General features: G+C 64.7%; 15 protein-coding genes. All 15 read left to right on the top strand.

Annotated features, from left to right (window positions below):
• The first annotated feature begins 267 nt into the window (after positions 1 to 267).
• The 15 genes from Q1B08_RS06070 (at position 268) to Q1B08_RS06000 (ending at position 12,102) form a co-directional block, all read left to right on the top strand.
• Positions 268 to 1,053: an MBL fold metallo-hydrolase gene (locus Q1B08_RS06070; protein WP_299816167.1), complete on the top strand. Its 786-nt coding sequence runs from the start codon at positions 268 to 270 to the stop codon at positions 1,051 to 1,053.
• Positions 1,054 to 1,242: 189 nt separating this feature from the next.
• Positions 1,243 to 1,710: a 50S ribosomal protein L15 gene (rplO, locus tag Q1B08_RS06065; RefSeq protein ID WP_299816165.1), complete on the top strand. Its 468-nt coding sequence runs from the start codon at positions 1,243 to 1,245 to the stop codon at positions 1,708 to 1,710.
• Positions 1,711 to 1,815: 105 nt separating this feature from the next.
• Positions 1,816 to 3,174 (top strand): preprotein translocase subunit SecY, encoded by a 1,359-nt coding sequence (secY, locus tag Q1B08_RS06060; protein ID WP_299816163.1) that lies wholly within the window; start codon positions 1,816 to 1,818, stop codon positions 3,172 to 3,174.
• The gene (locus tag Q1B08_RS06055; RefSeq protein WP_299816161.1) at positions 3,171 to 3,821 is read left to right on the top strand and encodes an adenylate kinase; all 651 of its coding nucleotides are present in this window, start codon (positions 3,171 to 3,173) and stop codon (positions 3,819 to 3,821) included. The genes secY and Q1B08_RS06055 overlap by 4 nt, the downstream gene beginning before the upstream one ends.
• Before the next feature lie 166 nt (positions 3,822 to 3,987).
• Positions 3,988 to 4,356 carry a 30S ribosomal protein S13 gene (gene rpsM, locus Q1B08_RS06050; RefSeq protein WP_299816159.1) on the top strand — a complete coding sequence of 123 codons (369 nt, stop codon included), beginning with the start codon at positions 3,988 to 3,990 and terminating at the stop codon, positions 4,354 to 4,356.
• A gap of 15 nt (positions 4,357 to 4,371) precedes the next feature.
• On the top strand, positions 4,372 to 4,764 hold the full coding sequence (gene rpsK / locus Q1B08_RS06045) for a 30S ribosomal protein S11 (RefSeq protein WP_299816157.1): 393 nt from the start codon (positions 4,372 to 4,374) through the stop codon (positions 4,762 to 4,764).
• 113 nt (positions 4,765 to 4,877) lie between these two features.
• Positions 4,878 to 5,894, top strand: a complete 1,017-nt coding sequence (locus tag Q1B08_RS06040; RefSeq protein ID WP_299816155.1) for a DNA-directed RNA polymerase subunit alpha — start codon at positions 4,878 to 4,880, stop codon at positions 5,892 to 5,894.
• A gap of 110 nt (positions 5,895 to 6,004) precedes the next feature.
• On the top strand, positions 6,005 to 6,424 hold the full coding sequence (rplQ, locus tag Q1B08_RS06035; protein WP_299816153.1) for a 50S ribosomal protein L17: 420 nt from the start codon (positions 6,005 to 6,007) through the stop codon (positions 6,422 to 6,424).
• A gap of 207 nt (positions 6,425 to 6,631) precedes the next feature.
• The gene (locus tag Q1B08_RS06030) at positions 6,632 to 7,252 is read left to right on the top strand and encodes an autoinducer binding domain-containing protein (protein ID WP_299816151.1); all 621 of its coding nucleotides are present in this window, start codon (positions 6,632 to 6,634) and stop codon (positions 7,250 to 7,252) included.
• Positions 7,253 to 7,335: 83 nt separating this feature from the next.
• Positions 7,336 to 7,923 (top strand): acyl-homoserine-lactone synthase, encoded by a 588-nt coding sequence (locus Q1B08_RS06025; RefSeq protein ID WP_299816149.1) that lies wholly within the window; start codon positions 7,336 to 7,338, stop codon positions 7,921 to 7,923.
• Positions 7,924 to 7,977: 54 nt separating this feature from the next.
• Positions 7,978 to 9,303 (top strand): replication-associated recombination protein A, encoded by a 1,326-nt coding sequence (locus tag Q1B08_RS06020; RefSeq protein ID WP_299816147.1) that lies wholly within the window; start codon positions 7,978 to 7,980, stop codon positions 9,301 to 9,303.
• Positions 9,304 to 9,334: 31 nt separating this feature from the next.
• Positions 9,335 to 9,700, top strand: a complete 366-nt coding sequence (gene crcB, locus Q1B08_RS06015) for a fluoride efflux transporter CrcB (protein WP_299816145.1) — start codon at positions 9,335 to 9,337, stop codon at positions 9,698 to 9,700.
• Positions 9,697 to 10,740, top strand: coding sequence for an RluA family pseudouridine synthase (locus tag Q1B08_RS06010; protein WP_299816143.1), 1,044 nt, complete (start codon positions 9,697 to 9,699; stop codon positions 10,738 to 10,740). Before crcB ends, Q1B08_RS06010 begins: the two co-directional genes overlap by 4 nt.
• A complete protein-coding gene (locus tag Q1B08_RS06005) occupies positions 10,733 to 11,395 on the top strand; it encodes an HAD-IA family hydrolase (RefSeq protein WP_299816141.1) in 663 nt (220 codons plus the stop codon). Before Q1B08_RS06010 ends, Q1B08_RS06005 begins: the two co-directional genes overlap by 8 nt.
• Positions 11,392 to 12,102, top strand: coding sequence for an ATP12 family protein (locus Q1B08_RS06000; RefSeq protein WP_299816139.1), 711 nt, complete (start codon positions 11,392 to 11,394; stop codon positions 12,100 to 12,102). The genes Q1B08_RS06005 and Q1B08_RS06000 overlap by 4 nt, the downstream gene beginning before the upstream one ends.
• Positions 12,103 to 12,133: the final 31 nt, after the last annotated feature.

Below are 12,133 nucleotides of genomic sequence, written 5' to 3'. Positions count from 1 at the left end.
CGACCGGCAGGGGAAGCCTTCGGACCCGTGGCTTCGCCAAAGTCCCCGAAGATGTTTTCGGGACGCTCGACACCTTTTTTGTCCCTTCGGACACCGGCCACGCGTTGTGTGAAAGGAAAGCTGGTCGAAATTCGGCCGATCGAAGCGATCTTTCAGCATTTCGTGTCAGGGGCTCGTCCGGTGGGCACCCCTTTTCCGCTGACGATCATAGTACGTGGTCAGGTGTAGAGGAGAGGCTAGATCCTGTGTTTCGCAGGAGGAACTAACATGACCCAGACAAGACGTACCTTTCTCGCAACGGTTGCCGCGACCGGCACAATAACTGTTCTGCCATTTTCCGCCCGGGCGGAGGCGCATGACGCCGACGTGTTTCGAACCGGTGCCGGACCGATCACGGTCCATCCGGTAAGCCACGCCTCTTTCGTGATGGAAACGCCGGCAGGCGTGATCTATGCCGATCCGGTGGGCGGCGCCGCGCAATATGAGGATCTGCCGCCGCCCGACCTCATCCTGATCACGCACGAACACGGCGATCATTACGATGAGGAGACCCTTTCGGACCTCATCGGAGACGACACGCGCATCATCGCGAACCCTGCAGTCTATGGGATGCTTTCCGAAAATCTACGTGCCAGGGCCGAGGAGATGGCGAACGGTGACGAGACGAGCTTTAGCGACGTCGGAATTCAGGCCATTCCGGCTTACAACACCACCGAGGCGCGCCTTGAGTTCCATCCGGAGGGCCGTGACAACGGCTATGTCCTCGCTTTCGAGGATTTTCGTATCTACATTTCGGGGGACACCGAAGACACTCCGGAGATGCGGGCGCTTGAGAATATCGACTTGGCATTTCTTTGCATGAACCTTCCTTTCACAATGGACGCCGAACAGGCTGCGTCTGCCGTGCAGGAATTCACGCCGACCTACGTCTATCCCTACCATTACCACGGCCGCGACGGCGGCACGCAGGATCCGGCTGAGTTCGCGCAGCTCGCCGGCGATGCGACGGAAGTGAGGACCGACGATTGGTACAAGCCTGACGAGCTCGGCTGATCGTCAGACATGCGCGGCCCGGGCGGCGTAGCCTGCCGGCCCGGGCGGTAGGAGCGTCGAGCCTTTCGATTCACTTGCATTCGTCGTACGGCCTCGCTATGCGCGCCGGGTCCTCGATGGACGTGAATATAGCGCCGTGTCCCTCCCGCATCGCTTCGGGGAGGTTGTCCGGCAAGAGGAGAAGCGATCATGAAACTGCACGAACTGCGCGACAACGACGGTGCGGCGCGGAAGCGCAAGCGCGTCGGCCGCGGCCCGGGCTCCGGCATCGGCAAGACCGGCGGCCGTGGCATCAAGGGCCAGAAGTCCCGCTCCGGCGTGGCCATTAATGGCTACGAGGGCGGCCAGATGCCGCTTTACCAACGTCTGCCGAAGCGCGGCTTCAACAAGCCGAACCGGAAGGCCTTCGCCGTCGTCAATCTGTCGAAAATCCAGGAGTTTATCGACAACGGTCGCCTCGACGCGAACGACATCACCGAGGACAGCCTCGTCTCTGCCGGCGTCGTGCGTCGCAAGCTTGACGGCGTCCGTCTGCTTGGCAAGGGCGAGTTGACCGCGAAGGCCGCGATCACCGTCACCGGCGCGTCCCGAGGTGCGGTCGAGGCGGTGGAAAAGGCAGGCGGATCGGTCACGCTTCCGGCGGTCGCCGACGCCTGATCGGTTGCAGGCGGTCACGGCGCCGCCTACATCGGTTCCACGTTTTCCGAACGCCGTCTGCGGGGAAATCCGTCGGGCGGCGTTCCCGTTTCAAGAGAGGCTCGCATGGCGTCTGCTGCGGAGCAAATGGCCGCGAACATGAGCTGGGGCGCGTTCGGCAAGGCGAAGGAGCTGCGCCAACGCATCCTGTTCACGATCGGCCTTCTGATCATCTACCGGGTCGGCACCTATATCCCCGTGCCCGGCATCGACGCGGAGCAGCTTCGCCGCTTCGTCGAGGATGCGAGCGCGGGCCTTGGTGGCGTGCTCAACATGTTCACCGGCGGTGCGATCGGGCGGATGGGCGTCTTCGCCCTCGGAATCATGCCCTACATCTCGGCCTCGATCATCATCCAGCTGATGACGGCGATGGTGCCGCAGCTCGAATCCCTCAAGAAGGAGGGCGAGGCCGGTCGAAAGAAGATCAACCAGTACACGCGCTATGGCACGGTCGCGCTGGCGACGTTGCAGGGTTACGGCCTGGCGGTGTCGCTACAATCCGGCGACCTCGTGCATACGCCCGGATGGTTCTTCATCGCCTCATGTGTGATCACGCTTGTGGGCGGCACGATGTTCCTGATGTGGCTGGGTGAGCAGATCACCGCCCGCGGGATCGGCAACGGCATCTCGCTCATCATCTTCGTCGGCATCGTGGCCGAGCTTCCGTCGGCCTTCGCGCAGTTCTTCGTCCAGGGGCGGACCGGGGCGATCTCCACGGCCGTAATCCTCGGCGTGCTCGCGATGCTGCTCGGAACGCTTCTGTTTGTGGTTTTCATGGAGCGGAGCCTGCGGAAGGTCCACATCCAGTACCCGCGCCGCCAAGTCGGCATGAAGGTCTATGACGGCGGATCGAGCCATCTGCCGATCAAGGTGAACCCCGCCGGAGTCATTCCTGCGATCTTCGCGTCGTCGCTGCTGCTCCTGCCGACGACGATCAGCACCTTCTCCGGCGCCAATTCGGGGCCGATCATGTCGACGATCCTCGCCTATTTCGGGCCGGGGCAGCCGCTCTACCTGCTGTTCTTCGCGGCCATGATCGTGTTCTTCGCGTATTTCTATACGCATAACGTCGCCTTCAAGACAGACGACGTCGCCGACAACCTGAAGAACCAGAACGGCTTCATTCCCGGAATCCGGCCCGGGCGACGGACCGCGGAATACCTCGAATACGTCGTCAATCGCGTCTTGGTGCTCGGCGCCGGCTATCTGGCGCTCGTCTGCCTGATTCCCGAGATCGTGCGGCAGGAGCTTGCGATCACCGCCTATTTCGGCGGCACGTCGATCCTGATCATTGTGTCTGTGGGCATGGATACGATCCAGCAGGTCCAATCGCACCTTCTGGCACACCAGTACGAAGGTCTGATCGAGAAATCGCAGCTGCGTGGAAAGCGGCGCGGACGGAACAAGGGAACGGCACGCCGATGAACATCATCCTTCTGGGACCGCCCGGAGCGGGCAAGGGAACGCAGGCACGAAGGCTCGTCGACGAACGCGGCATGGTCCAACTCTCGACGGGTGACATGCTCCGTGAGGCGCGGAGTTCCGGAACGGAAATCGGCAACCGCGTGGCCGGGATCATGGACCGGGGCGAGCTCGTGACCGACGAGATCGTCATCGGTTTGATCGAGGAGAAGCTCGAGGGTAACACCGGCGGCGGCCTGATCTTCGATGGCTTTCCCCGGACGCTTGCGCAGGCTGACGCACTCGAAGCGCTGCTTCACCGGAAAGGGAACACCCTCGACGCCGTGATCGAGATGCGGGTGGACGACGAAACGCTCGTGGCTCGAATCATAGCGCGATCGACTTGCGCGGCTTGTGGCGAGGTCTACAACGATCTCACGCGTCCCGTGCCTGACGACGGGCAGTGCGTGAAGTGCGGCAGCGCAAAGTTCACCCGGCGGGCCGACGACAACGAGGAAAGCCTCAAGACCCGTCTTCTCGCCTACTACAAGCAGACGTCCCCGCTGATCGGGTATTATCATTGCAAGGGTGCGTTACGGGTCGTAGATGGCCTCGGCGAGATCCAAGATGTCGGGGCGAGCATTGCGGAGGCGGTGTCAAAAACATCTTGACAGTCCGCCGCGCAGTGCTTGACGCGCCTGTCAATAGCCCTTAGGTCGCGATCTCCGCCGGGAATCTCGAGATTTCCGGCATCTGTTTTTGTCCGATCGTAGACGGTCTGGGCGTTGTGAAAAAAGGTTCTGGGGCTACGGAACCGCAACAAAGAAGGAAGCTCTCTTGGCTCGAATCGCTGGTGTCAACATTCCGACCGGGAAACGTGTTCCCGTCGCCCTGACCTATATTACGGGAATCGGCCCATCGAAGGCCCGCGAAATCGTTGAGGCAACGGGGATCGACGGATCCCGCCGCATCAACGAGTTGTCGGACGCCGAGGTCCTGTCGATCCGCGAGTTCATCGATGCGAACGTTACGGTTGAGGGCGACCTGCGCCGCGAGACGCAGATGAACGTGAAGCGCCTGATGGATCTCGGTTGCTACCGCGGCTTACGCCATCGCCGCAACCTGCCGGTGCGGGGTCAACGGACCCACACCAACGCGCGGACCCGCAAAGGGCCGGCCAAAGCCATCGCCGGCAAGAAGAAATAAGGGGAGCGCACAGACATGGCACGAGATACCCGCCGCGCTCCGAAGCGCAAGGAACGCAAGAATATCGCCGCCGGTGTGGCGCATGTGAATTCTTCGTTCAACAACACCAAGATACTGATCTCCGACGTGCAGGGCAACGCCATCAGTTGGTCGTCGGCCGGTACGATGGGCTTCAAGGGTTCGCGGAAGTCGACCCCCTACGCCGCGCAGATGGCCGCTGAAGATGCGGCTCGCAAGGCGCAGGAACACGGCATGAAGACACTTGATGTCGAGGTCCAGGGCCCGGGCGGCGGACGCGAATCCGCGCTGCGTGCGCTGGCTGCCGCCGGCCTGCAGATCACCGCGATCCGCGACGTGACGCCCATCGCACATAACGGTGTACGTCCGCCGAAGCGCCGCCGGGTCTGATCCGCCTATCGATCCGACGGGGGCCGCTCGACGGCCCCCGTTCCGCCGTTTGACACACCTCGGGAGTCCCGCGCCATCCGCCCCGGCGCCGGACAGGAATGGAGGGACAGGGCATGATCCACAAGAATTGGCAGGAACTCATCAAGCCGCAACAGCTTGATGTTCGTCCGGGCAACAATCCGGCCCGTCAGGCTACCGTCGTAGCCGAACCGCTCGAGCGTGGCTTCGGCCTGACGCTCGGCAATGCGCTGCGCCGCGTTCTCATGTCGTCGCTCCAGGGCGCCGCCATAACCAGCGTCCAGATTGACAACGTGCTCCATGAGTTCTCGAGCGTTTCGGGCGTTCGCGAGGATGTGACCGACATCATCCTGAACCTTAAGGGCGTCAGTCTCAAGATGGAGGTCGAAGGGCCGAAGCGTGTCTCGATCTCTGCCAAAGGTCCGATGGTCGTCACCGCGGGCGACATCACGGAGTCGAACGGGATCGAGGTTCTGAATCGCGACCACGTTATCTGCCATCTCGATGACGGTGCCGACCTTTACATGGAACTTACCGTGGATGTCGGGAAGGGCTACGTCTCCGCCGACAAGAATAAGCCCGAGGATGCTCCGATCGGCCTCATTCCGATTGATGCGATCTATTCGCCGGTCAAGAAGGTCTCCTATGAGGTGCAGCCGACCCGCGAGGGGCAGGTGCTCGACTACGACAAGCTGACGCTGAAGCTTGAGACCGACGGTTCGCTCGCGCCCGACGACGCGGTTGCGTACGCCGCCCGCATTCTGCAGGACCAGTTGCAGGTCTTCGTCAACTTCGACGAGCCAGAGGCCGCGCGCGGTGCCGAGGCCGCCGACGATCTTGAGTTCAACCCGCTCCTGCTGAAAAAGGTGGACGAACTGGAGCTTTCGGTCCGCTCGGCCAATTGCCTGAAGAACGACAACATCGTTTATATCGGGGACCTGATCCAGAAGACCGAGGCGGAGATGCTGCGCACCCCCAATTTCGGCCGGAAGTCACTGAACGAGATCAAGGAAGTGCTCTCGGGGATGGGTCTGCACCTCGGCATGGAGATCGTGGATTGGCCGCCGGAAAACATCGAGGATCTCGCCAAGAAGTTCGAGAACGAGTTCTGATCGCGCGGGACGCCTGCGGGCGTCCCGCGACCTGGGCATTCCGCCCCAATAGGTGAGGTCGCGACACGCATCGTGGCCCGGACAAAGTATAATGAAACTGGAGTGAAATCATGCGTCACGCCCGCGGATACCGCCGCCTTAACCGGACCCACGAGCATCGCAGCGCGATGTTCGCCAACATGGCCGGCTCGCTGATCGAGCACGAGCAGATCAAGACAACCCTTCCGAAGGCGAAGGAGCTTCGCCGCATCGTCGAGAAGATGGTTACGCTCGCCGGCCGCGGCGACCTCCATTCCCGCCGCCTGCTGCGCTCGCGGCTCAAGGAAGACCGGCATCTCGCCAAGCTGATGGACGTGCTTGGACCGCGCTACAAGGAGCGTCCGGGCGGCTATGTCCGCGTGCTGAAGGCCGGGTTCCGCTACGGGGACATGGCACCGATGGCGATCATCGAGTTTGTCGACCGGGATGTCGATGCGAAGGGCGCTGCGGATCGTGCGCGCCTCGAGGCCGAGGACGCCGAACTCGGCTGAATCAAGTCGCACCGCAACTGCAACGGGGCCCGGCCATCACGGTCGGGCCCTTTTCTATTCGGACCCGGCGACGATAGGACGATCTCGTTAACAGGGAACTAAAGGAAGAAATCGAAATACCTTTTTGCCAGGATTAGCGATTCATTAACCCTTCCAGCCTCAACAATCGGGCCGTAATGTTGATGTAACTCCGTCAACGGTTGGAAGATGGTCATGTCCGATAAACGACATCAAATATCGAAGGCCATGGAAAGGCTGACGGAGATCGCTCCGGCGGGGTGGCAGACGGGTATCCATATCCGTTTCGCGCAGCCCCTCTATCTTCGCAGCACCTATCCGCAGGCATGGCAGGACTTCTACGCCACCAATGCCTATTCGCTCCGCGATCCCCTAGTGTTCTGGGGTATCAGCAAGACGGGCACGGTCCGCTGGAGCGAGATCGCGCTGCCTGATCCGTTCGGCGTGATGAACAAGGCTCATGAGTTCGGGCTACGTTTTGGCGCAGTCATTTCCTGCGGCAAGATCACCTCGCGAACGATCGTGGGCATCGCGCATGGCGAACGGGAATTCACCGACGAGGAAATCGCGGAGACGGCCGCCATAACGGACAAGTTGCATCAGGCCGCCGACTTTCCGCAGAAGCTGACCCCCGTCGCCGTCGAGGCGCTCGTTCTTTCCGCCGAAGGACTGACCTCCGAGGACGCGGCGATGCGGCTCGGGATCAGCGAGGACGTCTTCGATGCCAGGCTCGCTAGCGCGTGCGGCATGCTGGGCGTCCGCACCACGGCGGAGGCCTTGAGGATCGCTAGAGAGCTTAGGCTGATCTGAGCGGGTCTGGCCCACCCGACGACCGCACATCACGAGAACCCTGAACCGGTGCAACCGCCTCACCGGCAACGAAAGCTATTGTCATGCAAGTCACAACGCTGTCCTTCGACAACCTTCATGCCCACGGTCCGCTTTTTGCCGACCTGTTGCGCGCGCGGCACCGGACCTTCATCGAGCAGGCGAAGTGGGATCTTCCCGCCGCCGACGGCATGGAGTTCGATCAATACGACACTCCGGCCAGCCGCTGGGTGGCCGTACACGATAACGGCCGCATCCTCGCCGGCGTCCGGCTGACACCCACGACGCATCGCTGCGGCATCTACACCTATATGATCCGGGACGCGCAGCTGGGCTTGCTGGAAACCATTCCACCCAACCTGCTCTTCGACGACGCACCCGTGAACCCGGAAATTTGGGAATCGAGCCGTGTCTTCGTGGCGAACGAGGTTCCCTCAAACAAACGACTTCGCGTGCAGATGCAGCTCATCTCCGAGATGGTTCAGGCTGGGCGCACGCTCGGCGCGACGTCGGTGCTGGGACTGATCCCCGCGAATTCGCCGCGCCTGGCGCGGCGGGTCGGGCTCGACTGCGTACCCGCAGGGCCGGTGCTCGACATCGGCGGTTCCATGAGTGTGGCTGTCAACATCTCGATGGCGACCAAGGTCCACTGATCCGGTCCGGCCGGTGGCTTCCCGTGCGGCCCTCCAAGGGCTACATGAAGGGGCATGACAGACCTCTTCGACACCGCGCCACAGCCCGCATCCGATGTTCCGAACGCGCCGGTCCCGCTAGCGGACCGGCTTCGCCCGGCAGCCCTCGACACGGTGATCGGGCAGGGGCACCTGCTCGGCGACGACGGTGCTCTGACGACGATGCTGGAGGGGACGCTGCCGAGCCTCGTTCTCTGGGGTCCGCCCGGCGTCGGCAAGACGACCATCGCGCGCCTCCTCGCCGACCGGACGGGCCGGCATTTCGTCCAGATCAGCGCCATCTTCACCGGCGTTGCCGACCTGCGGAAAGTGTTCGAGACGGCACGGAACAGGCGCGCGAACGGCAAGGGCACGCTCCTCTTCGTCGACGAGATCCACCGCTTCAACAAGGCGCAGCAGGACAGCTTCCTGCCGCACATGGAGGACGGGACGATCACGCTCGTGGGCGCGACCACGGAGAACCCCTCCTTCGAGCTCAACGCCGCGCTGATGTCGCGGGCGCAGGTTCTCGTGCTCGAACGCCTTACGCTACGCGACATGGAACTCCTGACGCAGCGCGCGGAAAAGGAGCTCGGCGCCAAGCTGCCCCTCGATGGCGAGGCACGCGAGGCGATGCAGGAGATGGCGGACGGCGACGGTCGCGCTCTGCTGAACCTCATCGAGCAGATCGCCGCATGGGGCGCCAAGGGTCCGGTCGACCGCGACACGCTGTCCCGCCGCCTGCAGCGCCGTGCGGCGCAATACGACAAATCCGGTGACGCGCATTACAATCTGATCTCCGCACTCCACAAATCGGTGCGCGGCAGCGACCCGGACGCCGCGGTCTACTGGCTCGCGCGGATGCTCGCGGGGGGCGAGGACCCACGCTATCTTGCCCGCAGGGTCACGCGGATGGCGGTGGAGGATATCGGCCTTGCCGATCCGCAGGCGCAGGGAATCTGCCTTCAAGCCTGGGAGACCTACGAGCGACTGGGCTCCCCGGAGGGCGAACTCGCGATCGCCAACGCGGTCATATACCTCGCGCTCGCGCCGAAATCGAACGCCGCCTACGCCGCGTACAAGGCCGCCGTCGCCGGCGCGGCCAGGACCGGATCGGAGCCGCCGCCCAAGCACATTCGCAATGCGCCGACGAAGCTCATGAAGGAGCAGGGCTACGGCGCGGGCTACGCCTACGACCACGACGAGGTCGACGCATTCTCCGGACAGAACTACTTCCCCGACGACATGAAGCGGCCGGTCTACTACGTCCCCGTTGACCGCGGCTTCGAGCGGGAGCTGGGCCGCCGGCTCGACTGGTTCGTGGAGCAGCGCGAGAAGCGTCGCGTCCGGGGCGACGGTTGACACCGGGCCGCGCAGGATCGACAGGGCGCCCATGACCTTTCCCCTGATCTCCGTCGCGCTCGGCGGCGCGCTCGGCGCGTCGCTGCGCTACCTCGTCGGCACAGCGCTCCTGCGCGACGGCTTTCCCGTCGCGGTCCTGACGATCAACGTCACCGGCAGCTTTGCCATGGGGCTGGGCGCAGTCCTGCTCGGACGGGCGGGCCTGCCGGACTTGCAGCCTTTCATTCTGACCGGCGTGCTCGGCGGTTTCACGACCTTTTCGGCCTTCTCCCTGGAAACGCTGACCCTGATCGAGCGCGGCCAGAGCGGCGCGGCGCTGGTTTACGTCGTCCTGTCGGTGGGTCTCAGTCTGCTCGCGCTTGCCGTCGCGCTCGCCATTGCCCGGGCGGTTCCGTGAGCGGGGTGCAGACGATAACCGTCGAGACGGGCGAGGGGGCTCAGCGTCTCGACCGCTGGCTCCGCCGGCGCTTCCCGAACGTGACGCAGGGGCAGGTCGAGAAGATGTGCCGCAAGGGTGATCTTCGTGTCGACGGCAGCCGGGTGAAGGCGAATACCCGTGTGGCCGAAGGGCAGGCGGTCCGCGTGCCGCCCTTGCCGGAGGACCGCGCCCCCGCCGCGCCGCGCCGCGAAAAGGTGGCGCAGGCCGACGCGGAGATGATCCGCGCCTGTGTCCTCTACCGCGACGACCATTTGATTGCGCTGAATAAGCCGCCGGGCCTCGCCTCGCAGGGCGGGTCCGGACAGACGCGGCATGTGGACGGGCTGGGCGACGCGTTGCGCTTCGACGCGGATGAGCAGCCGCGCCTCGTGCACCGTCTCGACAAGGACACGTCGGGCATCATGCTCATGGCGCGCAATCGCCTGACTGCCGCGCAGCTGTCCGAGGCGTTCCGTGACCGTGAGACCCGCAAGATCTACTGGGCTGCCGTGGCCGGCGTGCCCCAGCCGCGGATGGGCACGATCCGCTACGGGCTCGTCAAGGCCGGCGGCGGCGGAGAGGGGGGCGAGAAGATGCGGGCCGTCCATCCCGAAGAGGTGGACGATATTCCCGGCGCGAAACGCGCGGTCAGCGACTATGCCGTGCTCGAGAACCTCGGCTCCCGCGGCGCATGGGTCGCGCTCGTCCCCGTCACGGGGCGTACGCACCAGTTGCGCGTGCACATGGCCGAGATGGGGCATCCGATCGCCGGCGACGGAAAGTACGGCGGCTCCGGGCAGGAAAACATGGGCGACGGCTGGGGCGCGTCCTTCGGCGGCGAGATCAGCCGCAAGCTGCACCTCCATGCGCGCTCCCTGACGTTGACCCACCCGATGACCGGCGCGCGCCTGCACCTGACCGCACCGCTGCCCGAGCACATGCAGCGGACCTGGGACATGCTGGGCTGGTCGGCGGCGGACGTGCCCGTCGATCCCTTCGCGGAGGACGACCTTGCCTGAGGGGCTCGTCATCTTCGACGTCGACGGCACGCTGGTCGACAGCCAGGCGGTGATCGTCACGACGATGGAGCGGGCCTTCGCGACAGTCGACCGTCCCGCCCCCGGCCGCCGCGACATCCTGGGGGGCGTGGGCTTGTCCCTGCCGATCCTCGTGGCGCGGCTGACCCCCGAGCTCGACGAGGCGACGCGCGCGGAGATCGTCGCGGGCTACCGTACGGCCTACGCACCCACGGCGGAGGAATACGGCGAGACGGTGCTTTATCCCGGCGTTGTCGAAGGTCTGGAACGGCTCCGCGGCCTCGGCCTGACGCTCGGCATTGCCACGGGCAAGTCGCGGCGCGGACTCGACCGGCTGATCGCGGCGAAGGGCTGGGGCGATCTGTTCGCGACGCTGCAATGCGCCGACGACCACCCGTCGAAGCCGCATCCCGCGATGATCGAGCAGGCCCTGATGGAGACGGCAACCGCGCCCGACCGCGCGCTGATGATCGGCGACACGACGTTCGACGCCGCGATGGCAGGCGCCGCGGGTGTGCGGATGATCGGCGTGGCCTGGGGCTACCACGACGCCGACGCCCTCGGAGCGGCAGGCGCGGACCCGGTCGCCGGCGACTTCGCGACGCTGACGGCGGCGATCGAGGCGCGTCTGGCATGAGCGAATGGTCCCCCAAACGGTTCTGGACGGACGCGACGGTGGAAGCGGTCCCGCGGGGCCACGCCGTGCGCCTCGATGGCCGGTCCGTCCGCACACCGTTGAAGACCGAACTCGTCGTCCCCTCCGCAGCGCTCGCCGAGGGAATCGCGAGCGAATGGCGCGCACAGAAGGAGCGGATCGACCCGCTGTCCATGCCGCTGACCCGCGCGGCCAACGCCACGCTCGACAAGGTCGTCCCGCAGCGGGCCGAGGTCGTCACCGGACTGTCGGAGTATGGCGGCTCGGATCTTCTTTGCTACCGTGCGCCCGGCCCCGGCAGCCTGACCGCCCGCCAAGCGGCGGCATGGGACCCGCTCCTCGCCTGGGCCGCCACTGAATTCGGAGCCCGCCTCGTCCTGACCGAAGGCGTCGTCCCCGTGTCACAGCCGGACGCCACGCTCGACGCGCTGCGGCGGCGGGTCGCGGCGCTCTCGGACTGGGAGCTCACGGCGTTGTCGGAATTCGTGTCCCTGTCCGGCAGTCTCGTGATCGGTCTGGCGGCGATGGACAGGCAGGACGTCGAAGGGCTCTGGGCGGCGTCGCGGATCGACGAGGATTGGCAGGCGGAACAATGGGGCCTCGACGCCGAAGAGGCCGAACGCATTGCCGCCCGGCGGGCCGCGTTTCTGCAGGCGGCGGTCTATCTCGGACTCCTGAACGACGTCTGACGCGACGCGCGCGTCGTAACAGCGCGAAAAT

Source organism: uncultured Jannaschia sp. (genome assembly GCF_947494025.1).
Classification (GTDB): Bacteria; Pseudomonadota; Alphaproteobacteria; order Rhodobacterales; family Rhodobacteraceae; genus Jannaschia.
This window is presented reverse-complemented; position numbering and strand designations above follow the sequence as displayed.